This window comes from Rhizobium sp. SJZ105 (assembly GCF_007828365.1).
Classification (GTDB): Bacteria; Pseudomonadota; Alphaproteobacteria; order Rhizobiales; family Rhizobiaceae; genus Agrobacterium; species Agrobacterium tumefaciens.
In genome coordinates this window covers 466223-488901 of the sequence record NZ_VIUP01000001.1, presented here as the reverse complement: position 1 = coordinate 488901, position 22679 = coordinate 466223, and the positions used below count along the sequence as shown (strand labels likewise).

General features: G+C 57.7%; 27 protein-coding genes and 1 riboswitch. Of the genes, 10 read left to right on the top strand and 17 right to left on the bottom strand.

Annotated elements, in window-relative coordinates:
- Positions 1-151 precede the first annotated feature (151 nt).
- The 4 genes from gcvP to FB593_RS02480 all read right to left on the bottom strand — a co-directional run bounded on the left by gcvP (position 152) and on the right by FB593_RS02480 (position 5098).
- Positions 152-3016, bottom strand: coding sequence for an aminomethyl-transferring glycine dehydrogenase (gcvP, locus tag FB593_RS02495; RefSeq protein ID WP_003512945.1), 2865 nt, complete (start codon positions 3014-3016; stop codon positions 152-154).
- Entirely contained in the window at positions 3016-3378 is a 363-nt protein-coding gene (gene gcvH, locus FB593_RS02490; RefSeq protein ID WP_003512948.1) for a glycine cleavage system protein GcvH, read from the bottom strand. Before gcvH ends, gcvP begins: the two co-directional genes overlap by 1 nt.
- Before the next feature lie 28 nt (positions 3379-3406).
- Positions 3407-4546, bottom strand: a complete 1140-nt coding sequence (gene gcvT, locus FB593_RS02485; protein ID WP_111783086.1) for a glycine cleavage system aminomethyltransferase GcvT — start codon at positions 4544-4546, stop codon at positions 3407-3409.
- Positions 4547-4700: 154 nt separating this feature from the next.
- Positions 4701-4788, bottom strand: a riboswitch (glycine riboswitch).
- 124 nt (positions 4789-4912) lie between these two features.
- Positions 4913-5098, bottom strand: a complete 186-nt coding sequence (locus FB593_RS02480; protein WP_003496099.1) for a DUF3008 family protein — start codon at positions 5096-5098, stop codon at positions 4913-4915.
- Between the two features lie 173 nt (positions 5099-5271).
- On the opposite strand from FB593_RS02480, the gene FB593_RS02475 reads away from it, so the two are divergent.
- Together FB593_RS02475 and FB593_RS02470 are read left to right on the top strand one after the other, a co-directional pair.
- Positions 5272-5652 (top strand): hypothetical protein, encoded by a 381-nt coding sequence (locus FB593_RS02475; RefSeq protein ID WP_081308534.1) that lies wholly within the window; start codon positions 5272-5274, stop codon positions 5650-5652.
- A gap of 88 nt (positions 5653-5740) precedes the next feature.
- Positions 5741-6730, top strand: a complete 990-nt coding sequence (locus FB593_RS02470) for a copper chaperone PCu(A)C (protein ID WP_019565561.1) — start codon at positions 5741-5743, stop codon at positions 6728-6730.
- A gap of 62 nt (positions 6731-6792) precedes the next feature.
- Here the strand turns inward: FB593_RS02470 and FB593_RS02465 are convergent, their stop codons facing one another.
- Both FB593_RS02465 and FB593_RS02460 read right to left on the bottom strand, forming a co-directional pair.
- Positions 6793-7221 carry a plastocyanin/azurin family copper-binding protein gene (locus tag FB593_RS02465; protein WP_065688278.1) on the bottom strand — a complete coding sequence of 143 codons (429 nt, stop codon included), beginning with the start codon at positions 7219-7221 and terminating at the stop codon, positions 6793-6795.
- A 119-nt stretch (positions 7222-7340) separates the two neighbouring features.
- Entirely contained in the window at positions 7341-7631 is a 291-nt protein-coding gene (locus FB593_RS02460; protein ID WP_019565563.1) for a hypothetical protein, read from the bottom strand.
- 202 nt (positions 7632-7833) lie between these two features.
- Between FB593_RS02460 and crcB the strand changes: the two genes are divergently transcribed.
- The 5 genes from crcB to FB593_RS02435 all read left to right on the top strand — a co-directional run bounded on the left by crcB (position 7834) and on the right by FB593_RS02435 (position 11316).
- Positions 7834-8211, top strand: coding sequence for a fluoride efflux transporter CrcB (gene crcB, locus FB593_RS02455; RefSeq protein WP_013636055.1), 378 nt, complete (start codon positions 7834-7836; stop codon positions 8209-8211).
- A gap of 66 nt (positions 8212-8277) precedes the next feature.
- Positions 8278-9267, top strand: a complete 990-nt coding sequence (locus tag FB593_RS02450) for an RluA family pseudouridine synthase (protein WP_003512960.1) — start codon at positions 8278-8280, stop codon at positions 9265-9267.
- Positions 9268-9273: 6 nt separating this feature from the next.
- On the top strand, positions 9274-9942 hold the full coding sequence (locus FB593_RS02445; protein ID WP_003512962.1) for an HAD family hydrolase: 669 nt from the start codon (positions 9274-9276) through the stop codon (positions 9940-9942).
- A 30-nt stretch (positions 9943-9972) separates the two neighbouring features.
- On the top strand, positions 9973-10767 hold the full coding sequence (locus tag FB593_RS02440; protein WP_003512964.1) for an ATP12 family chaperone protein: 795 nt from the start codon (positions 9973-9975) through the stop codon (positions 10765-10767).
- A gap of 60 nt (positions 10768-10827) precedes the next feature.
- A complete protein-coding gene (locus tag FB593_RS02435; RefSeq protein WP_013636057.1) occupies positions 10828-11316 on the top strand; it encodes a hypothetical protein in 489 nt (162 codons plus the stop codon).
- 21 nt (positions 11317-11337) lie between these two features.
- Here the strand turns inward: FB593_RS02435 and FB593_RS02430 are convergent, their stop codons facing one another.
- The 4 genes from FB593_RS02430 to FB593_RS02415 are packed head-to-tail and all read right to left on the bottom strand — an operon-like array spanning position 11338 to position 14180.
- Complete coding sequence (locus FB593_RS02430) at positions 11338-12123, bottom strand: DUF3658 domain-containing protein (RefSeq protein ID WP_081626714.1); 786 nt, start codon at positions 12121-12123, stop codon at positions 11338-11340.
- A 49-nt stretch (positions 12124-12172) separates the two neighbouring features.
- Positions 12173-13006, bottom strand: coding sequence for an S-formylglutathione hydrolase (gene fghA, locus FB593_RS02425; RefSeq protein ID WP_112289950.1), 834 nt, complete (start codon positions 13004-13006; stop codon positions 12173-12175).
- Between the two features lie 33 nt (positions 13007-13039).
- Entirely contained in the window at positions 13040-13699 is a 660-nt protein-coding gene (locus FB593_RS02420) for a DUF1345 domain-containing protein (RefSeq protein ID WP_013636061.1), read from the bottom strand.
- 25 nt (positions 13700-13724) lie between these two features.
- Entirely contained in the window at positions 13725-14180 is a 456-nt protein-coding gene (locus FB593_RS02415; protein ID WP_003512976.1) for a YaiI/YqxD family protein, read from the bottom strand.
- A gap of 166 nt (positions 14181-14346) precedes the next feature.
- Here FB593_RS02415 and FB593_RS02410 point away from each other — a divergent pair, with 166 nt between their 5' ends.
- Positions 14347-14799: a DUF5680 domain-containing protein gene (locus FB593_RS02410; RefSeq protein WP_112289952.1), complete on the top strand. Its 453-nt coding sequence runs from the start codon at positions 14347-14349 to the stop codon at positions 14797-14799.
- 63 nt (positions 14800-14862) lie between these two features.
- On the opposite strand, the gene FB593_RS02405 is transcribed toward FB593_RS02410, so the two are convergent.
- Positions 14863-15519 carry a peroxiredoxin gene (locus FB593_RS02405; RefSeq protein WP_003512980.1) on the bottom strand — a complete coding sequence of 219 codons (657 nt, stop codon included), beginning with the start codon at positions 15517-15519 and terminating at the stop codon, positions 14863-14865.
- 268 nt (positions 15520-15787) lie between these two features.
- Here FB593_RS02405 and FB593_RS02400 point away from each other — a divergent pair, with 268 nt between their 5' ends.
- Positions 15788-16438, top strand: a complete 651-nt coding sequence (locus FB593_RS02400; protein ID WP_065704583.1) for a glutathione S-transferase family protein — start codon at positions 15788-15790, stop codon at positions 16436-16438.
- A gap of 298 nt (positions 16439-16736) precedes the next feature.
- The gene (locus tag FB593_RS02395) at positions 16737-17387 is read left to right on the top strand and encodes a pyridoxamine 5'-phosphate oxidase family protein (protein ID WP_145166302.1); all 651 of its coding nucleotides are present in this window, start codon (positions 16737-16739) and stop codon (positions 17385-17387) included.
- Here the strand turns inward: FB593_RS02395 and FB593_RS02390 are convergent, their stop codons facing one another.
- The 6 genes from FB593_RS02390 to FB593_RS02365 all read right to left on the bottom strand — a co-directional run bounded on the left by FB593_RS02390 (position 17388) and on the right by FB593_RS02365 (position 22231).
- The gene (locus FB593_RS02390; RefSeq protein WP_112289955.1) at positions 17388-18029 is read right to left on the bottom strand and encodes a cytochrome b; all 642 of its coding nucleotides are present in this window, start codon (positions 18027-18029) and stop codon (positions 17388-17390) included.
- A 3-nt stretch (positions 18030-18032) separates the two neighbouring features.
- Positions 18033-18812, bottom strand: a complete 780-nt coding sequence (locus FB593_RS02385; RefSeq protein ID WP_112289957.1) for an anti-sigma factor family protein — start codon at positions 18810-18812, stop codon at positions 18033-18035.
- Positions 18809-19315, bottom strand: coding sequence for a sigma-70 family RNA polymerase sigma factor (locus FB593_RS02380; RefSeq protein ID WP_112391580.1), 507 nt, complete (start codon positions 19313-19315; stop codon positions 18809-18811). The genes FB593_RS02385 and FB593_RS02380 overlap by 4 nt, the downstream gene beginning before the upstream one ends.
- A gap of 5 nt (positions 19316-19320) precedes the next feature.
- On the bottom strand, positions 19321-19710 hold the full coding sequence (locus tag FB593_RS02375) for a hypothetical protein (RefSeq protein ID WP_003513000.1): 390 nt from the start codon (positions 19708-19710) through the stop codon (positions 19321-19323).
- Positions 19711-19821: 111 nt separating this feature from the next.
- Positions 19822-20388, bottom strand: a complete 567-nt coding sequence (locus tag FB593_RS02370; protein ID WP_112289961.1) for a YceI family protein — start codon at positions 20386-20388, stop codon at positions 19822-19824.
- A 469-nt stretch (positions 20389-20857) separates the two neighbouring features.
- A complete protein-coding gene (locus FB593_RS02365) occupies positions 20858-22231 on the bottom strand; it encodes an ISNCY family transposase (RefSeq protein WP_112392152.1) in 1374 nt (457 codons plus the stop codon).
- Positions 22232-22679: the final 448 nt, after the last annotated feature.

Here is a 22679-nt window from a genome sequence, read left to right as displayed (position 1 = left end):
CATCACCGCTTAAATTGCAGCATCCGGTTTAGCATGGAACGGGTTACGATCAATCGCATGTGACGTGGTCGCCCGGTCTTGGGGCTTGTGTCCGGAACGAAAAAGGCCCGGATCGCTCCGGGCCTTCATAAGTTCGTTCGTACCGATGTCTTTATTCGGCGGCCTCGGCATAAGCCTCCATCGGCGGGCAGGTGCAGATGAGGTTACGGTCGCCATAGACATTGTCAATGCGGTTGACCGGCGACCAGTATTTGTCGATGCGGAAGGCGCCGGGCGGGAAGCAACCCTGTTCGCGGCTGTAGGGACGATCCCACTCGCCTACGAGGTCTTCCACCGTGTGCGGTGCGTTCTTCAGCGGATTGTTGGTCTTGTCCGCACGGCCTTCCTCGATGTCGCGGGCTTCCTCGCGGATCGCCAGCATGGCATCGCAGAAACGGTCGATTTCCGCCTTGGTCTCGGATTCCGTTGGCTCGATCATCAGCGTGCCGGCAACCGGCCAGCTCATGGTCGGCGCATGGAAACCGCAGTCGACGAGGCGCTTTGCAACGTCGTCCACCGTCACGCCGCAGCTGTCTGCCAGCGGGCGGGTGTCGATGATGCACTCATGCGCCACACGTCCCGTTTCGGACTTGTAGAGCACGTCGTAAGCACCCTTCAGCCGTTCGGCGATGTAGTTGGCGTTGAGGATCGCAACCTTGGTCGCCTGCGTCAGCCCTTCGCCGCCCATCATCAGGCAGTAGCTCCAGGAAATCGGCAGGATCGACGGTGAGCCGAAGGGGGCAGCCGACACCGCACCTTCACGACCGTCCGTCGTCGGATGGCCGGGAAGATAGGGAGCAAGATGCGCCTTGACGCCGATCGGCCCCATGCCCGGACCGCCGCCGCCATGCGGGATGCAGAAGGTCTTGTGCAGGTTGAGGTGGCTGACGTCGGAACCGATATCGCCGGGACGGGCAAGACCGACCATGGCGTTCATGTTGGCGCCGTCGAGATAGACCTGACCACCGTGTTTATGGGTGATCTCGCAAATCTCGCGAACCGTCTCCTCAAACACGCCATGGGTGGACGGATAGGTGATCATGCAGCACGAGAGGTTTTCCGCATACTGCTCTGCTTTTGCTCGGAAATCGTCGATATCGATGTCGCCATTTTCCCGCACTTTCACGGGCACCACTTTCATGCCAACCATCTGCGCGGACGCTGGATTGGTGCCATGCGCCGAGGTTGGAATGAGGCAAACGTCGCGATGTGCGCCGCCATTGGCGATGTGGTAGTTGCGGATGGTCAGGAGCCCCGCATATTCCCCTTGCGCGCCGGAATTCGGCTGCATGGAGAAGGCGTCGTAACCGGTGACCGAGCACAGCTTTTCCGAGAGGTCATCGATCATTTCCTTGTAACCGAGCGCCTGATTGGCTGGCACGAAGGGATGGATGTCGGAAAATTCCGGCCACGTTATGGGCAGCATTTCCGCAGTTGCGTTCAGTTTCATGGTGCAGGAACCGAGCGGGATCATCGAGCGGTCGAGCGCAAGATCACGGTCCGACAGACGGCGGATGTAACGGGTCATCTCGCTTTCGGCACGGTTCATGTGGAAGATCGGATGCGTCATGTACTGGCTGGTGCGCAGCAGTTCCTTCGGCAGGCGATATTCCAACTCGAAATCCGAGATCGAGAAATTGCCGCCGAAAGCGCGCCAGACCGCCTCAAGCGTCGCGGGACGCGTGCGCTCGTCAAGGCTCATGCCGATCTTGGTCGCGCCGACCTTGCGCAGGTTCACACCTTCCGCAACGGCCGAGCGCAGGATGACGCCCTGCATATGGCCGACTTCGACGGTGATGGTGTCGAAGAAGGTTTCCGGCTCGATGACGTAGCCAAGCTTCTCCAGGCCCTTGGCCATCAAAACGGCTTTCTGGTGGGTCTGCTGGGCAATCGCCTTGATGCCCTGCGGGCCATGGAAGACGCCATACATCGACGCCATGACTGCAAGCAGCACCTGCGCGGTGCAGATGTTGGAGGTAGCCTTCTCGCGGCGGATATGCTGCTCGCGGGTCTGCAGCGACAGACGATAGGCGCGATTGCCGCGCGCATCGACTGAGACGCCGACCAGACGGCCAGGCATGGAGCGCTTATGTGCATCCTTGACGGACATGTAAGCCGCATGCGGACCACCATAGCCGACCGGAACGCCGAAACGCTGCGAGGTGCCGATGGCGATATCCGCACCCATTTCACCGGGTGACTTCAACAGCGTCAGCGCCAGAAGATCGGCGGCAACGGCAGCGATGGCACCCGTCTGGTGCAGGCGGGAAATCAGGCCCGAGAAATCGCTGACATGACCGTGGGTACCCGGATACTGGAAGATCGCGCCGAACACGTCGACAGGATCGAGATCGGTAAAGGGATTGCCAACGATAACCTTCCAGCCGAGTGGCGCCGCGCGTGTCTCGATCAGCGCGATGGTCTGCGGATGGCAATTGGCATCGACGAAGAAGGCGGTTGCCTTGGACTTCGCGACGCGCTGGCACATCGCCATGGCTTCGGCAGCGGCGGTCGCTTCATCGAGCAGCGATGCATTGGCGACATCGAGGCCGGTCAGATCGCAGACCATGGTCTGGTAGTTCAGCAGCGCCTCAAGGCGGCCCTGGCTGATTTCTGGCTGGTAAGGCGTATAGGCTGTGTACCATGCCGGGTTTTCCAGAATGTTACGCTGGATCACCGGCGGCGTGATTGTACCGTAATAGCCCTGGCCGATCAGCGAGGTTAGCACCTGGTTCTTGTTGGCCGTTTCGCGCAGGCGGTCGAGCGCCTCGCGTTCGGTCAGCGCTGCACCCCAGGTCAGCGGCACCTTCTGGCGGATGGAGGAGGGAACGGTAGCGTCGATCAGGGCATCGAGGCTCTTGTAGCCAATGACCTTCAGCATCTCCGCCATTTCCGACGGCGACGGCCCGATGTGACGCCGGTTGGCGAAATCATATGGCTGATAGTCGGTGAAATGGAATTCCGTGGGCGTCGTCATTACGCGATCAGCTCCTTGTAGGCTGCCTCGTCGAGCAGCGTATCGGCATCCGCGGCGTTGGAGAGCTTCAGCTTGAAGAACCAGCCAGCACCCTGCGGATCGGAATTGACCAGCGAGGGATCGTCGACGATGGCCTGGTTGATTTCCACCACTTCGCCATCCAGCGGACAATAGACATCGGAAGCCGCCTTGACGGATTCAACGGTCGCCGCGTCGCCATTCTTGGAGAAGGTGGCGCCCACTTCCGGCAATTCGACGAAGACGAGGTCGCCAAGCTGTTCAGCGGCGTGGCTGGTAATGCCAACGGTGGCGATATCGCCTTCGAACTTCAGCCATTCGTGTTCTGCGGTAAATTTCAGCATCGTATTCTCTCCGGAGATGGGATGAAGATTATCGTTTGTAGGTGGGCTTGATGAAGGGCAGGGCAGCGACGGTGACGGGCAGATATTTGCCGCGCACTTCCGCAAAGATCGCCGTGCCGGGAGCAGTATGGGCCGCAGGGACGTAACCCATGGCAACGGGACCTTCGACCGACGGACCGAAGCCGCCGGAAGTCACTTCGCCGATTTCCGTCTTGCCTTCTGCATCCGCGAAAAGCTTGGAATGACCGCGCACCGGTGCCTTGCCCTCTGGCTTCAGTCCGACGCGGCGACGTGATGTGCCGTCCTTGAGTTCACCGAGAATACGCTCTGCCCCCGGGAAACCGCCTTCGCGATCACCACCGGCGCGGCGCGCCTTCTGGATCGCCCATTCAAGCGAGGCTTCGATCGGGGAGGTCGTTGTATCGATATCGTTGCCGTAGAGACAAAGGCCAGCTTCAAGACGAAGGCTGTCGCGCGCTCCAAGCCCGATCGGCTCGCAATCAGGATGCTCAAGCAGGGCCTTGGCGATCTCTTCCGCCTTTTCGGCAGGCACGGAGATTTCAAAACCATCCTCGCCGGAATAACCGGAACGGGAAACGATGCAGGGAACGTCGTGCAGCGGAACTTCCAGCACGTCCATGAACTTCATTTCGGAAACACCGGCCCAAAGCTCGGCCAGAACCGCTTCCGCGCGTGGCCCCTGAAGCGCAATCAGCGCCCGATCATCGAGAAGGGTAATGTCGCAAGTGTCAGAAAGATGCGCCTTCATATGGGCGACATCGGCGTCCTTGCATGCCGCGTTGACGACGACGAAAAGGTGATCGCCGCGATTGGTGATCATCAGATCATCGAGGATGCAGCCGTTTTCATCGGTGAAGAAACCGTAACGCTGGCGGCCTTCCTTTAGGCCCAGAATGTCAACCGGCACCAGTTTTTCAAGCGCGATTGCAGCGTCGGCATTGTTGCCCGACTTCGCCTTCACGATAACCTGGCCCATGTGGGACACGTCGAAGAGGCCAGCAGAGGTACGGGTCTGAAGATGTTCCTTCAGCACGCCCGCCGGATATTGCACCGGCATGTCGTAACCGGCGAAAGGCACCATGCGGGCGCCAAGGGAAACATGCAGGGAATGGAGCGGCGTGATTTTAAGCTCGGCGGTATCGTCCAAGGACGCCTCCAGGGTTGCGCGAAAGATCGCGCGGGCTCAGGTCATGACGCGAAAAACGCGCCGGGTTCAAGAGCCCCCTCTGTCCTTGTCGCCTGAGATTGTTATCCCTTCGGCGAGCCGTCCTTATCAAAGGTGGCTTCTCTCCAGAGTTTCGTCGTCACCGGTGGTCCTTTTGCCTGAGAGTTTCCGGGGCGGTTGCTCCTTCGGCACCGCAATGAAGCGGTTTCTCCCAACGATGATGCGAGGCTCATTATCTTCGAAGCCCGGTCATTGGCAAGGACGAAATGACGCATCTGAACAGATTTTTGCTCCATCTGCGCCATCGCTGGCTAGATACACGGCGAGTTCCATGCGTGAGGCGTGCCGTCAGTCTGATTTTTTCTCCGGCAGACCCTTGCGCTTTGTCGACGCCAATTCATCAAGTTCCTTTTCTGTCATGGACTTCTCCATGCTTTTTGAAGCACCTTGTAAACTGGATTTCTTGACTTCACCGCGTTTGGCGGCCAGCGCCGCACCCGCGGCTTTCTGCTGGGCTTTCGATTTGGCTGGCATGTCGGTACTCCTTCCGAAACGATCCGTATTGGAGAGGAAATGCCGCCCTGTATCGATTGTTCCTTTGAGCGGTTGGGCCTGCGGCAAATTTCCCCTTTGAAATCGGAAAGAAAGAGGGGTATCGCCAGAAGATGGACGCAAATCGAAAACGACCGCTGACAAGGGTGGAGAAAATGCTTCGCATTTTCTGTGCGCTTTTGATGTTGTCGCTTGGTTTTGCCCACAAGCCCGCGCTCGCCGCGGCACCTGCCGTTCTTCTGGATGAGAGTTACCGGCTGCCGGACGGCACCTTTGCCGAAATCTGCCTAGGCCACAGCGGCGGGGTAAATGCCTCGCACCCCAATGACGGCCCCGCCCATTCAAGCGATGCGATCCTGTTTTGCGAGGCCTGCCTGCTGGCCTCGTCCATTCTCTTGCCGGTGCCCGATGCGGCCGGCTGGCTGAGGACGGAATTCGCCTGGCTCGACAATCGCCTGACCGCGGAATGGGGCTTTCACTCGGTCCAGACGATCCGCAAACCGTCCGCACGCGGCCCACCAACCCTGTCCGCCTGATCTCTTCGTTTCACAGGATCATCGCCGCCGGGTGGCGGCACGGAGCAGCTGCCCGGGCCAATGGCGCCGCAGTCTCAAGGACAAACAAATGAAAACCACCAAGATCATCACCTGCACCCTGTTCGTCGCCTCCGTCTCCACGGCGCAGGCCTTCGCCCATACGACCTTCGTTGACGGTTCGGCCGAACAGGAAAGCACCATCGTTGCCGCACTTCAGGTGCCGCATGGCTGCGATGGCGGACTTGCCACCACAGAAGTGCAGATCAAGCTGCCGGAAGGCTTCATCACTGCCAAGCCGCAGCCCAAGGCCGGTTGGGACCTTGAGGTCATCAAGGGCGACTATCAGAAAGCCTACAAGAACCACGGAAAGGACATCAAAAGCGGCGCGGTCGAAATCCGCTGGAAGGGCGGCAATCTGCCGGATGAATTCTATGACACCTTTGCCGTTCAGGGAAAAATCTCCGGCATAGAGGCCGGGCAGGACCTTCCCTTCAAGGTGACGCAGCTTTGCGGCGACAAAGGCAAGGTTTCCTGGGACGAGGTGGCGGCCGCAGGCGTCGATCCGCATTCGTTGAAAAGCCCGGCGCCGACCATCCGCGTTACCGCAAAAGCCCATGCCGGCGGGCATGATCATTCCGCTATGGCCATGGATATGGATATGGACGTGGTGAAGGCTGGCAGTCTCGAGCTTTCGGCTGGCGCGACAAAGGCGATGCTGCCCGGTCAGCCCGTGGGCGGCGGTTATGTGACGATCAAGAATACCGGTTCCAGCGACGACAAGCTGATCGGCGTCGAATCCTCCGCCGCCGGCCGTGCGGAAATTCACGAAATGGCCATGGTCAACGACGTCATGAAGATGCGCAAGCTGGATGACGGCATCGTCATTCCCGCCGGCGAGACAGTGGAGCTGAAGCCCGGCGGCCTGCACATGATGTTCTTCAACGTGAAGAAGCCGTTCGCCGAAGGCGACAAGGTGCCGGTGACGCTGATCTTTGAAAAGGCTGGCAAGGTCGAGATTGTGCTTTCCGCAGGCTCGGCCAAGGGTGGTGACGACAAGAACGCTCACCAGCACAACTGACGCAAAAAAGAGGCTGCCGGAACGCAATACTCATCCGGCAGCCTCAGCTTGTTCGACCAATATTATTTTGTAACAGTCAGCTTGGCCTGCATACCCGCTTCGTAGTGACCTTTTATGTTGCATAAGAGGAGATATGTGCCGGGCGTAAGCTTTGCCTTGAGCTGACCATCGCCGCCGGGCTTCAGGTCGGCCACTTCGCCAAGACTTTTAAGCTGTTTTTCATCGACACGGTGTTTCGCGGTATTGAGCGGTATTTTTTCGTCTGCAGACTTCAGCTTGACGAGCACCATTTCGTGCTGCTCGCTCATGGCATCGTTATGCACATGAAACACGGCTTCACCGGCTTTGACCGTCGTCTGGTCCATAACGAGTGTCATTGGTCCGCCACCTTCACCGCCTTCGGTGACCTTGATGGTCGTGGCCGCGAAAGCCGGCGCCGAAACAAGGAGCGCGATCGTGGTGGCTGTGACGTGACGGGCAATATAAATCATGATCTTCCTCCAGTTGGTACCGAAGGACTAAAATTTGAATCTGACAACAACCTGAACGGGCGAAATGCGCACCAAAAAACTCATAAATCGATTTAATAAATATGGATATAGAATTGATATTATAAGTTTTTATTGGATTGATTTTCTTCGTAGGCCTGCACGGCCTGATCGAGTGTTGTCTGGGGGGCGTGCCGATGGCTGGCGCTTGTCAGGAAATAGAGGGTCAAGGCCGGCGGCTTGATGGCGGTGAGCAAGGCTCTCAACTGGAAATCGTCTCCCTGTTCGGCCTTGCGCGCCAATTCGTGAATGGCTTCCTCAACCTCGCTTCTGCGCGATACACGCTGCGACGGCTTCACGGCCTCCAGTGCGTAGGCCGCAGTGTTTGCAGAAACGGAAAGAACCTGTGTCATCCAACCTCCGGCCATCCTTCGCCGACCCGTAAAACCGCAGATTAGCACCTGCTTCTTGTTGGAAGCCTAAATCGCGGACGTGCAATTTAATCGAGTTTTAATCGAAAAAAGGTCGGGACGAGGGGGTTTCACCACCCGTGGCTATGTTCTAGAAAACGTCTTCAACAGACCCGTCGGGTATTTCTCCGGAGACATTCCCCAAATGCTGAATATCGCTCTTGTCGCAGCAGGCGGCGCAATCGGTTCGGTTTTCCGCTATCTCGTGGGTCTGTTGAGTGTGCGCCTTGTCGGCATGACTTTCCCTTGGGGAACGCTGGCGGTGAATGTGGTCGGATCCTTTCTCATCGGTTTCCTGGTTGAGCTTGTTGCAAGGCGGCTGAACGCGTCCATGGAAATGCGTCTGTTTCTGGTCACCGGCGTTCTCGGTGGCTTCACCACCTTTTCGTCCTTCTCGCTGGATGCGGTAGCGCTTTTCGAACGTGGCGCGCTCGGCCTTTCAGCGGTTTACATCACGGCAAGCCTGGTGGTTTCCATCGCGGCGGTTTTTGCCGGGCTGGCCTTGGGCCGCAGTTTGTTCTAAAGGCTTGCTCCAAACGGTGCGCCGGATAACAGGGCGCGCGATCAAGACAGAGAGACTGGAAATTTCATGGCAGGTATCGAGCATATCAAGGTCGAGGCCGACGAGGCCGGTATGCGCCTCGATCGCTGGTTCAAGATTCACTATCCGGGTCTGGGGTTCGGGCAGCTGCAAAAGCTGCTGCGCTCCGGACAGGTGCGTGTGGACGGCGGCCGGGTGAAGACGGACGCACGGGTGCAGCCGGGGCAGATGGTGCGTGTGCCGCCTGTTGATTCCGACCTCAAGGTCAAAAGCGGACCGATCGGATCAAGGGACCTCAAACATTCGGCAGACGGCGAACTTCTGGCGCGCATGCTGCTGCATGAGGACGACAAGGTTCTGGTGTTCAACAAGCCGGCTGGCATTGCCGTGCAGGGCGGCTCGGGCGTCAACCGTCACATCGACGGGCTTCTGGAAGCATGGACCAGCCCGAAGGGCGAAAAGCCGCGTCTGGTGCACCGTCTGGACCGTGACACGTCGGGCGTGCTGGTAGTGGCCCGCACCCGAGGTGCTGCACAGAAGCTGACGGCCGCTTTCCGCGAGCGCGATACCAAGAAGACCTATTGGGCGCTGGTTCGCGGCGTACCGCGCAAGCATCAGGACAAGATTTCCACCTGGCTGGTCAAGGAGCAGACCCCCGACGGCGACCGCATGCGCATTGCCAAGCACGGCGAGGAGGGGGCAGATCACGCCATTTCCTATTACCGTGTTATCGATACCGCCGCGCAGAACCTCGCCTGGCTGGAAATGGAGCCCTATACCGGCCGTACCCACCAGCTCCGCGTTCACGCACTGCATATGGGGCACCCGATCATCGGCGATCCGAAATATTACATCGATGATCCGAACTGGGATTTTCCGGGCGGTGTACAAAAGCGTCTGCACCTGCATGCACGCCATATCGACATTCCGCACCCGAATGGCGGCCGGCTTCGCGTCAGCGCGCCTTTGCCACCGCATATGGTACAGACTTGGAACCTGCTCGGCCTCGACGTGGCCGATGGCGACAGGGAAGGCTGATATCAGATGAAACTCGTTCTTTTCGATTGTGACGGCACGCTGGTCGACAGCGCCGGCCTTATCCATGCCGTCATGGTCGATACCTTCGCCGATTTCGGAAAGCCACGGCCTGATATTGCACAGACCAAGGCAATTATCGGCCTGACGCTCGACATCGCCATCGCCCGCATGCTCGGTAAGGCGCATGTGGATGACGAGGCGCGCGCGATGACTGAGCGCTATCGGGAAATCTATCACCCGATCCGCGCCCGACCTGGCATGATCGAGCCGCTGTTCGACGGTATCGCGCCCTTGATCGACACGCTCGCCAGGCGGGATGAGGTGCTGATTGGCGCGGTCACCGGCAAGGGCCGTCGCGGGTTGACCCATATTCTCGAAACGCATGGTTTTGCCGAGCATTTCATCGTGTCGCGCACGGCGGATGATTGCCCTTCCAAGCCGCATCCGGCCATGGTGATGGAATGTTGCCATGAAACCGGCATGGTTCCGGCCGACACTGTCGTCATCGGCGATGCTATCTATGACATGCAGATGGCAAAGGCCGCCGGCGCAAAGGCCATCGGCGTTGCCTGGGGCTACGCCTCGGTCGATGATCTCTGGAAGGCAGGCGCAGACGCCGTCGTCAGCCATCCGAGCGAAATTCCGGCCCATGTTCCCGCCGATATTCTTGAATGATCCTTTCTATTCGACTGATGAGGACGTGCCATGCGTGATCTCCTGAACGACCTTTCGGAAGGCCTCAGCCACCCCGATCCGATCCTTCGCGCCCAAATCCAGATGCAGCGGCCCCTGCCGAAACGTTTCTATAAGGACGTTACCGTTGCTGACGTGGAAGACGGCGGCTTCACCATCCATCTCGATGGCAAACCTTTGCGCACGCCCGCCAAGAAGCCGCTTGTCTTGCCATCGAAGGCGCTTGCGGATCTGCTTCGCGATGAATGGGATGCGCAGAAAGAAGTGGTGAACCCGGTCGTCATGCCGGTCTCGCGACATGTGAACACCGCCATCGACGGTATCGCCAGCGACACCCAGGCGGTTTTCGAGGACATACTGCGCTTTTCCTCTTCCGATCTCCTGTGCTACCGCGCAGGTCAACCGGAAGCGCTTGTGGCGCGGCAGGCGGACCATTGGGATCCGGTGATCGACTGGGCGGCCAATGTTCTCGGCGCACGCTTCATTCTCGTCGAAGGCGTCATGCATCGCGACCAGCCTCGGGAAGCCGTTGCAGCCTTTGCCGTGACGCTCAAAAAATACGATACGCCGATAGCGCTTGCCGCCCTGCACACCATGACGTCGCTGACCGGCTCCGCCATTCTGGCGCTGGCACTGGCAGAAGGGCAGTTGACGCTGGAGGAAACCTGGGCGCTGGCCCATCTTGACGAGGACTGGACCGCCGAACATTGGGGCGAGGACGAGGAGGCGCTGGAGCGCCGCGCCACCAGGCTCATCGACATGCGTGCAGCACTCAACGTTCTGGAGGCGTTGAAGAGCGCGCCTTAACGCTTTTCTAACCCTGATGACCGAATATGCGGTTACCTCACGTTAGGGGAGCCGCAGATCATGAACACTCGATTGAAACGCCTTGGCATTGTTGTGCTGGCGTGTTTCACGCTCATGTCTTTCAGGCTGGAACCAGAGGCGACCAATGCCGACCGGCTGCTTTATGATGTGCGCGGCGCCTTTGTAGCGGCACGGCCGGATGTAGCGCCGGCATTGATGCAATCCATTCATGCGCAACTACAGAATGCCATCAAAACGACGGCACGCGGCGAAATCAGACCGCGCGTTGTGCTGACCATTCGCCTCGCATCCGTCACCCGCGGCCCCTTCCTGTTTGGAGAACGGGCATCGGCCCGTGTCATCGTTCGTGCGGCCGCGGTGGCGACGGGCGAGGTTATCGCCGAGGCCAAATTCACAGCCACCGTCGTCAGCTTCGACAATCAGTCGATCGAGCAGGATCTCGCTTACGGCGTCGCGGAGCGCGTGATCCGCGAGTTCCGGCTGAGCCGACCCGGACCGACAACGCTCGCGACGGCGTTGTTTCCGTGATGCCACTCCAGGCAGGTTACCTTACTGCTTTTCTTCGGGTAATCTGATCAAGCACGAATGCAGGTCATACACATCGCCATCAGCTTCCAGCCGAGCCTGATCCACCAAGGTTTGAAGCCGCTCGGTCAGCATCAAACTTCCTGTCTGAAAATATGGGTCACAACTCTCCAACAGGGCATTTCCTACAATGTAAGCAGCCTTTCTCCATCTCGTGTCCGCCTGCTGCATCAGAAAAACGTCAAAATGGTCCTGATCTGCCGAGGCTAGGCCAGTCGGGGTTACGATACGGAAAAACGCATTTTCGTTTTGCAGCCGTGCCCATTCGTTGCGGTATCGGGCATCCTCTTCGGCAGATGCGGGTTGTTCGCTTCCAATCAATTTCGCCAGGCCTTCCGGCAGCAGTAGAGCAGCAGCTTTCGCAACTGTCGCCGTCGTATCCGCAATATCCTGTCCGTAAATTATAGGATGCAGGTTGGAGACGTCGATGACGTCGTAAGGCCGCCCATCCATGTGCGCTGCCCATGCAAGCCGAAATGCAAGTTCGCTTGATGAATATTTGCCAAACCAAAGTACGATCCGATCCTGAGCGGCATCCACCTGTTCCCAGAATCCGTCAAACTCACTTTCTGTCTCTGGCCAGTCTAAATATTCGTGCCACCACGCCATCCTCTTTGCCGACTTTATAGAAGCGATAGGTCCACAACTAAGATCGTCGCGGAATGCCAGAATTGCGTCGCCCGGTCTGCGCGCGGAGAGTGCCTTTTCAAGAGAACCTCTAGCCGATAGACTCGGTACGACATGCAACATTCTGATGCTCCACCGCTCTTTTACTTAAGCCCTGCGCGTTTATTGCCACTCAATCCAGTCGCTCGGCATGCCATTTCAGATGGTCATCCATGAAGCTGGAGATGAAATAATAGGAGTGGTCGTAACGCTCGTGCATGCGCAGCGTCAGGCGGATATCGGTTCCTTTGATCGCCTCTTCGAACAGCCAGGGACGCAGGCCTTTATCGAGGAAACTGTCGGCCTTGCCCTGGTCGATCAGGAATTCCGGAAAACGGGCGCCGTCTTCGACCAGCGAGCAGGCATCGTATTGCCGCCATGCGGTACGATCCGTTCCGAGATACTTTTCCAGCGCCGGTTCGGACCAGTCGGCAGAGGAGGGGGCGACGATTGGGGCGAAGGCGGAGCAGCTCTTGAAGCGGTCTGGGTTCTTAAGCGCAATCGTCATAGCACCATGGCCGCCCATCGAATGGCCGAAAATGCCCTGACGGCTCATATCCGCGCGGAAATGCTGGCCAATGAAGGCTGGCAGCTCTTCCGTCACGTAGCTGTACATATGGTAGTGCTCCGACCAAGGTTCCTGCGTGGCGTCGAGATAAAAGCCGGCGCCCTTGCCCATCTGCCAGTTGGTCACTTCATCAGGCACATCGTTGCCACGCGGGCTGGTATCCGGGCAGACGATGATCAGCCCGAGTTCGGACGCCATGCGGCGATATTCGCCTTTTTCCATGACATTGGCGTGGGTGCAGGTGAGGCCGGAAAGATACCACAGAACCGGGCACGGCTCGCTGATCGCCTTCGGCGGCACATAGACTGCAAAGGTCATCTCGCATTTCAGGGTTTCGGATGGGTGCGAAAATACGCCCTGCATGCCGCCAAAGGCCGTATTTTGCGAGATGATATTCATGAAGCCATTCCTTTATGAAGAGTTTTTTCCGGTTCAGCCCGCAAGCGCGACCGCAGCATTGACCGCCGCTGCCACCAGAACCGTGTTGAAGAAGAAGGAGACGATGGAGTGCAACAGCGTGACCTTGCGCATCGGTGTCGTGGTTACAGCAACATCCGAGGTCTGCGCCGTCATGCCGATGACAACAGCGAAATAGAGGAAGTCGTAACCGCAGGGTTCCTTCGTTGCCGGGAAATCCATGCCGCCGCGATGCTTGCGCTTGCCATCAACGGTTTCCGGACGCCAGTAAAGATGGGCGTAGTGCAAGGCGGTCATGGTGTGGATTGTCAGCCACCCGAAAATCACGGAGCCGAAGGCGAGCAGCAGCGTCCAGACGGTTTCGCCGGAATGGTTGAGTGCCTGGAAAAGTGAAACGACGGCGACGGTGGCAGCGATCAGCGTAATGGCGATGATGGCCATTGCCGGCAGGTCATCACTATCGGCATGCGCTTTCAGGTGCTGGGCCGTTAATTTCGGAAGCCGAAAGGCCACCAGCCCGAGATAGGTCAGGAAAAACAGAATGGCTGCAATTTCGATGGCGAGCGGCCGTGCGAATGCCAGCGCCAAGCCAAGGCCGAAGGCGCCAACAAAAAGAGCGACGAAGAAAGGCTTATGGCGGCTGTAGGTGTTGCTCTGCGGATTGGCCGGGGTCATGGGCTGCGCCTTCCTGTTTACGCGGTCATTTTTTGACACGGCGGCAGAAACGGTCAAGCGTCTCCAGAAAAGCAGACCGGTCGCGCGGCGAGAAAGCCGCGTTATATCCTTTGCTCTCACCGGTTTCGCGCAGGTGTGCGCCAAGGTCGCGCATCGCAGTTGCCATGCCGATGTTGGTTTGGTCGAAAACGCGGCCGGTCGGTCCCGTCACCAGCGCGCCCCTGGCAACGCAACGCCCGGCGAGCGGCACATCGGCGGTAATGACGATATCGTTTTCGCCCGCACGCTCCGCAATCCAGTCATCCGCCGCATCGAAACCGGCCGATACGATCACGTTTTTCACCATCGGATCGCGCGACGGGCGCAAACCGGAATTGGCAACGAATGTCACCTCCAGCCCATGCCGTTCCGCCACCTTGAGAATCTCGGGTTTCACGGGGCAGGCGTCGGCATCGACATAGATTTGCGGGGTCTGCGACATGGGCACTCTTCGAGGATCATTTATGCATCGCTTTTAAGGGCAAACGCTGCGATTACCAAGCCCGCCATCTGTGAAAATATGGCGACAGGCAGGGTAAGGAATACGCTTGCGACCTTCACACAAGTCCAGTATGTTCACTTTATGTTCCTGATGTGAGGTATTCCCGATGCTGGAAGAATTCATCGTGCAGGCCAAGTCCGCCACTTATGTGGGCGGCGGCAACAAATCCTCGACGCCCACCCGCATCGGCTCACACGACCTAGGTTTTCAAAGCGGCGACTGGCACTATATCGATAGCTATTTCGGCGGAACCGACTTCATCGGTCAGGAGCTCGTCTGGCATCAGGGAATTCCACTTTGGGCCATGAATTATTACGGCCGCATCATCCGCCCTGAGCTAATCGACGGCGCGGTGGCGGGCAGGGTGATCCAGCGATCGCTTTCCACGCTATACAGGGAAGGGCGCTTCCTCGGCGGCTTCACCCACGAGGTCGAAGACATGATCTATGTCGATACCAATGAGGGCGAATTTCTGACTTTTACTGGCGTGGAGCGCATATATCGGGACAGCGTTGAGGTGTACCGGCTCGACTACCACGGCGGCGTGATAAAGCCGTAGCCGCGCCGCGAGTAAGATCAAACAGGGACGATGGAGATCCATCGCCCCTTTATCGATTTCAAATCAGCCGGGCTGCTTCGTCTTGCGCAGGTATGGAAGAACAGTGTCATAAGAGCCGAAACGGGCAATCGCATCCTCGTTGGAGACGGCGGCGGTGATAATGACGTCTTCGCCCTGTTTCCAGTTTGCCGGTGTCGCCACCTGATGTTTAGAAGTCAGCTGGATGGAATCGATCGCGCGAAGAATTTCGTCGAAGTTGCGCCCGGTGGTCATCGGGTAGGTGAGGACCAGCTTGATCTTCTTGTCGGGACCGACAACGAAGACGGAGCGCACGGTGGCGTTGTCGGCCGGCGTGCGGCCTTCGGAACTGTCGCCAGCGCCCGCCGGCAGCATGTCATAGAGCTTCGCGACTTTCAGGTCCTTGTCGCCGATCAGCGGATAATCGACATTAAAGCCGGTCGCGGTGCGGATGTCGTTTTTCCATTTCTCATGGCTTTCGACCGGATCGACCGAAATGCCGATGATCTTGACGCCGCGCTTTTCGAATTCCGGCTGCAGGCCGCCCATCGCGCCGAGTTCCGTGGTGCAGACCGGCGTGAAATTCTTCGGATGCGAAAACAGGACCGCCCAGCCGTCGCCGATCCATTCGTGAAAGCTCACCGGACCGTGTGTGGTCTCGGCGGTGAAATCGGGTGCGATGTCGTTTATACGCAGGCTCATCTGATGGTTTCTCCCTAATGATTTAAATCGAAATCCTGAAGGTTTTGGCAATCCGCGTCCGGCGCAGGAGCTTAGAGTTTTTGCGCGAAATGGCCAGCCCTTTCCACGGCAAACGGCACGCTAATGACCTGTCATGGAAACGTACAAGGATTGTTTTCGTTCTGGCAAACGCCTATTCTGACGCGCTGCCTTTTCCGGCCGGCGCAAAAAGCTGATGCTCGACCACAATGAGCCAATAGTCTCCAAACAGACGCGATGGGGAACAGCAATGACGATCACGATCACCGCTTTTGAACGCTCGCCCGATGGCGGCAAGGGCCTGGCACGCGACATGCGCGTCCGCTGGGCGCTGGAGGAAGCGGGGCTGTCCTACGATGTTCGCCTTCTCTCCTTCAAGGCGATGCGGGAACCTGCGCATCTGGCACTTCAGCCGTTCGGACAAATCCCGACCTATGAGGAGGGCGACCTCGTACTGTTCGAATCCGGCGCGATCATTTTCCACATCGCGGAGCGCAATGCCGGCCTATTGCCGCGGGATGTGAATGCGCGGGCACGGGCGATAACCTGGATGTTCGCCGCGCTCAACACGGTGGAGCCACCAATCGTTGACCGCTCGATTGCCCGATTTCTGGAGGGCGACAAGAGCTGGTACGAAGAGCGCTTAGCGATGATCGATAAAAATATCAGCAAGCGGCTCGGCGAACTCTCCCGCTGCCTCGGTGACGACGACTGGCTCGACGGTGCGTTCAGCGCTGGAGATCTGTTGATGATATCGGTGCTGCAAAGGATAAAAAGCTCAGGCATCCTCGACGAATATCCAAACCTTTCAGCCTATGTGGCTCGCGGTGAGGCGCGTCCGGCCTATCAACGCGCCTTTGCCGACCAGCTTGCCGTCTTCAAGGCCGCTTCGACCGCTTGAACGTCGGTGAATAGCGAGGGCCTTAAGGTAAGAACAAACTACACGGTCTGTACAGGATTGCCCGCCCTCAAAGGCTCCCGCAGCCGTTTCGGTGATTGTTGTGCCTCTATCGGCGCCGGTTCTACTTCTTGATTGAAATTGAAATCTGCGATAGTGCTAAGTTTGAGGTACGTACCTCAAACTTAGAAGCAGCTCAAATGCGGACAGAGAAGAACAATCGATATGTCAGCAATATCCAGGCGTTTTCGTCTGGTGAAGCTGATGGGAACAACGGGGCAACGTCACAAGGGTGAGGATGATGACGGCGTTTGAACTTGATCCGGAATTTGCAATAACAGATGAGCCATCGCTTCGAGGGTTGTTCGAGGCGACCCACGCGCTGGCGATATTGAAGTGTCAGGACACCATTGGCGAGCATGCGCGGGAATTTATCAGACGCTCTCCGTTCCTGTGCATAGGAACGCAGAATCTGGCGGGAAGTGCTGACGTAAGCCCTCGCGGCGACCCTGCGGGGTTCGTCAAGATTCTTGATGAACGCACACTCGCGATACCGGATCGACCGGGTAACAATCGTCTGGATACGTTGACCAATATCATTGCCAATCCAAGCGTCGGGCTGTTGTTTGTCATACCGGGATTTGACGACACGTTGCGTGTGAACGGGCAGGCAAAGCTCGCAACCGACCCGGAACTTCTGAGAAGCATGAGCATCAATGATCGTGCGCCCAAACTCGCGATTGTCGTCAGGGTGAGTGAGGTTTTCATGCATTGCGCCAAGGCGTTTCGGCGGTCTCATTTGTGGAGCCCGGATCATTTTCAGGATCGCTCCGAGATCCCGTCGCTCATCAAAATCATCCTTGACGAAACGACGGGCGCGCCCAGCAACAAGGATGAGATGCGGAAATTGGATGACGATCTGGAAAAGGACTACCAGAGAACACTTTATTAGCTATTTTCGAGGGGAGGCGGTGCGGCTCCTGTTATCTTCAGCAGCCCTGAAAGGGATCATGCGCCGAAGCGTTGGATCTTTGCGGACGAAATGGTGCCACAGCGCCGCTGCCACATGAAGAACGACGATAACTGCGGCAAGATAGGCCAGAGTAGCGTGAACCTCAGTCCAGAAGGCCTCGGCTTGGTCGGAGATCGCCATGGGTAGTCCCGGCACGACGACAAGATCGAAGACATAACTGGGGATCTGCAGAGGAGACGTCGACGCGACGGCCCAACCGGCAAGGGGAACGGCGAGAGTAAGGAACAGCAGCGCGGCGTGAGCCGACCGTGCGGCCAACCTCGAGGCCATCCCTTCACCATCCAGAGCCCGCGGTTTCCTGCTGAAAATCGACCAGATGAAGCGGGGGGCGGCGAGGGCCAGAACCAGAAACCCAATCGACTTGTGATACTGAAAAAGATTGAACTGAAGCACCGGATCGATGTCGCGGCTCATGAGATATCCCAGCGCAAGCTGCGCGAGGAATAGGAGCGCGATCGTCCAATGGAAAACGATCGCCACCAAGCCAAAGGAGGCGGGCGTGTTTCGCCATCTCCTTACGCCTCTCGTCGCTCTATCGGAATGACCCTTGAGATATTGCATCGGCTAACTCAGCTGTTGATAGGTGTCTTTGGCAATAGCCTCCATGCGGTCGGACGGCAGGCTGCCGACCAGAGCGCAGCGGATTGTTTCGTCATCCCAGGACACTGTTTCCAGCGCGTCGACATTGGAGCGCCGCATGGCGGTATCGCTCGTTTCAGCCGCAGCCACGATGTAAAGAGTGACACGCTGCCCACTTTTGTCTTCATACATCAGTTGAGCTGCGGCGCCTTCGGAACTGGGCAGCACCCGGCCGCCGACAAGGGACAAGCCATGGCGGGTGAGGTCCGGCACGTTCAGTTTACGGTCCAGCCGTTTTGATAGCCATTTCGGCAGGCTGGAACCGTTCTCGGCATCAGCCCGAACTTCGACCGGGTGCAGAACCTCGCTTGCAAACAACTTATGCGCCTGTGTCGCATCCGCCACGATGGAATGGGCAGGTGCCTCGACCCCCGACACAAGTCCGCGCCCGAACCAGCCACCTGTCAGTCCAACTGCCAGAACGAGAACGGATGCCGCTGCCAGATTGCGCCAATTTGCACGCTCCGATCGCAAGCGCCGCTCCATCCGATAAACATCGAGGCGCTCGGGTAAAACATCGATATCAGCAGGGCGATAGAGAGCCGTAAGTGTCGCATTCTGCCGCTGCCATATCTCGACCTTGCGCGCATCGGCCGGATTGGAGGCGAGGTGGGAGCGAACGGCATCACGTCGCTTGTCTTCGAGCTGCCCATCGACATAGGATATCAGATCGGCTTCGGTTATCTGCGGCTCGTTGCCAGTCATTTTATCACCTTGAGATTTGGCTGGTCTTCTTGGGTCATGCGGGCCAAGGCTGTTCGGGCACGCCCCAGACGGGACATCAAAGTGCCCAACGGAATTTCCAGAACCTTTGCCGCTTCCGCATAGCTCAGACCTTCGACGACGACGAGGAGGAGGGCCTCACGCTGCTCGCCTGACAGTTTTTCGATGGCACGGGCCATTTCGGCAAGCGCGATCCGGCCCGTCTGCGGCGCCGGCACAAACATCTGCTCGGCAACATCATCAATCGGGATTTGCGAGGGCCGGCGGTTTCTGCCGCGCAGATTGTTGCGGTAAACGTTGACCAGCACCCGGTACAACCATGGACGTAACGGCCCCTGCGGCCGCCACAGCGCCTTTTTGCGGATGGCTCTTTCCAGACAGTCCTGAACGAGATCGTCAGCCGTGTCACGGTCGTGCGTGAGCGCATTCGCGTAACGTCGAAGCGCCGGTATGCAACTTGTGATCTCGTCAAGAAAATCAGGCATGGGTGCTATTCCTTGGCAACGTGCCAGACGCCACCAACACCATCACCCGTGACATCGCCGGGCTTCTTGTCCATCTGCCAATGATACAGCGGCTTTCCATCATGCGACCACTGCATCGTGCCATCCCTGCGGGCGAGTGGTCTGTAGTCGCCATCCGCCTTGTCGGTTTTGGCAGCCGCAAGCGGCGGCCATTTCTTCGCGCAGCCGTCATAGCAGGCTGACGAGCCATTGCCATCATTGTCGAACGTATAAAGGGTCATGCCCTTGGCGTCAGTCAGGATCGTGCCCTTTGCCGTCGCCGTTTCAACCACCGCGCCACCGGCGTATGGTTCGGCAAGCGCGGCAGTGGAGGCGAGCGCGAGAGCGCCTGCCAGAATGAAATGATGTTCACGCATGAGATCGTCCTTTGAGAGGTAACGGTGCGGACACCATGTCCGATACAAGACAGAACACCGGCCAGCGGCAATTAATCCCGTCCCGCCGATTTTTTTGACGTTCCGTCGTTTTTATCTGACGCCCTTCAAATCTATGTCGAAGGCAACCGTGTTCGAATAGAGCGGCACGCCAACGCCCATGCCATAGGGCAGGCGGGGGATATTTCCGGTGACATGGAAGGTGACGGAACCCTTTTGCTGCTCAACGAATGTTGCGTGAAACGTCTCGGCTCTGGAGACGCCTCGGGCCGTGAGCACACCTTCAACCACCGCGCTGCGCGGCCCGTCCTGCGTAACGCGGTTGGAGCGAAACACGATCTGCGGATAGGCGGCGATGTTAAAAACCGCGCTGGACCGCAGGAAATTTTCCACCCGCTCCTGGCCTGTCTTCACGCTGGAAGGGTTCAAACTGATTTCCACATAGGACTTGGACGGTTGGTCCGGATCGATATCGAAGCGGCCGGATATATCGGGAATAGTGCCGTTGATGCCCGGACCGGCAACCTGTGCAATCGAAAATCCGATGTGCGAGGCGGGATCGATACGGTAACGTCCGGCGGCGGACGAAAACGGGCTTGCAGATACAGGCGTGCAGGCCAATGCCGCAATGACGAGAGTGATGGAGTAAGGGTACTTCATGGCGCAGGCTCCTTCATGAGTACGTGGTCGTACCCGTGAGAACACCGCTGGCTACTATTTAATCCCCATCAGTTCCGACAGATCATCAAAATCTTTGCCGCATCAGCCAAAGCATGGGCATTTCGTCAGCAATGTCTTTCATGGGTTCAAAGCCCACTCAAGGATAGGTGCTTTCTCTAAATCCTTTGCTCGCTATTGTGCTCAAGCGAGGTACAGAGTGTCTAGGCGGCGCTGATGAAGGTGAGTCGCTCGGGACCATAGAAAGTTTCATCAGCTTACTGCATACGATGTGGCAGAGGAGTTGAAATGTCCGCCGGTGTGCAAAGTAGAAATGTCCAATTGAGGCGTCTCGGCTATTCAGACATGCCACACTGAGACCGCGGATCAGCCCCCGACCGAACCAGCTCTCCGATTGCAAGGAGAGGGCGGGGGCGGGTGATGAAACACCCATTCTGAGCTTTGAAACTCTTCACTCCGCCGCTTGCTGCCGCGACAATGCTTTCCGGCGCCGCGCAATAAGGGCCGGATCGTTTGTAAAGTCTTTCCGACGACCGGGTCCACGAGCGCGTTTGATGTAACCATTTTTATCGCTATTGCTCTTCACCTCAGGCGCGGGGGGCTCGTCCTGGCGCTCTTTGATATACGCCAGGACATCACCGAGCCGCTTGTTCTCGGTGATCGCCGCATGCGTGACCCGCTGATCCTTGTCGAATACCGTATAGGGCAGGGAGTACCCTCTCCAGCGCACGTCCAGTCGATCATCCGCATAGGCATAGGTCTCAACATATTTACCAACAAGGCCGCGCGTGACGTCGGTCTCCTCCAGCATGATGCGTTTGCGTTCATAGGAGAATGTCAGCTGTGATCCAACATAACGCTGTTCACGCTTGCAAAGGATATCGGATAACCGATCCGGTGCGAGATTCACCGGTCGGTGCAGGTCATCAGATCGAGCAGGGACGACCGCAAATCGTGCGTTATAATCCTCCATGAAGTCAGGCAAAAATGCATTACCGGCGTCCATCGTGTCGATGCCAGCCAATCGCAAGTCCTTGACCAGCCGATCCTGCAATGTTCGGTTCATCCGTTCCACACGGCCCTTCGCCTGGCTTGAATTTGCACAGAGAATCTCGATATTTAACTCACACAGCGCCCGCCCGAACTGGGTCATTCCCTGGCCACCTTTGGCGTCCTTCTTTGCCACCCGGAACACCGAATGCTTGTCGGAATAGAAGGCAATCGGCGCGCCGTGACGCTTGAGATAAAGCGCCAGCGCCTCGAAGTAGGTGAAGGCGCTCTCGGAACGCACAAAACGCAACTGCATCAACCTGCCGGTCGCGTCGTCCACGAACACCAGCAACGAACACGCTGGCCCGCGATCCTCAAACCAACGGTGCTCAGAACCATCAATCTGCACCAGCTCGCCATAGGCCTCACGTCGAAGTCGCGGCTGGTGAAACGTCCGCCGCTGCTTGCGCGACAACCAAAGTCCAGCATCGACCATCCAGTTGCGAACCGTCTCACGCGAGACCTGCAGGCCATGACGCTCGGCAAGCTTCTCGGTCGCCAGGGTCGGTCCGAAATCCGCATAACTCTCCCGAACGAGCGCCACAGCGTAGTCGCGAATACCATCATTGATCCGGTTGTTCGACGGTCGACCAATGGCCTTGTGCCGGATCGACGCCGCACCACCAGTTTGGATCCGATCCAGCAGCCGACGAACCTGACGCTCACTCAGGGCAAGTACATGTGCCGCTGATACCATCGTCATTCGACCTGCTATGACTTTCGACAAAACCTCGATCCGCCGCAAATCGCGCTCGCTCATCGTAATCAGTCCCATCTGCAATCTCCCAAGTGTCAATCAGACCCGGGGAGTGTGACATTCCAACTTTGCAGAAACAGGACACTTTAACTTTGCGGCTACATACGATAATCGCATAAGATAGATTATGGAACTTTTCTGGTTTAAATGTCTTGCGTTTTCAGTCCAAATGACCCTTTAGCAACCTTCAGAACTCGTTTTGAACCTTATCTGGTTGTTGCGTTATCGCACTGGGTCGAAGCGTAACGCATCCTTTCGCTCTAAACAAAACACCACTCAATTTCCGCCTCACATTATTTCCTCAAGCGATACTGATGGAGCATGTTCTCATGGATTGGTGTCGCGTCTCGAAACCAAATGCGTTTCATCATACATGGACTGAAAAGTCTCATAAAGGTGCTGCGTCGCTCTTGCTGCCGAGTATGCCTTGTCAGTCGATAAGCAGGCTATGATCTTCAACCACATC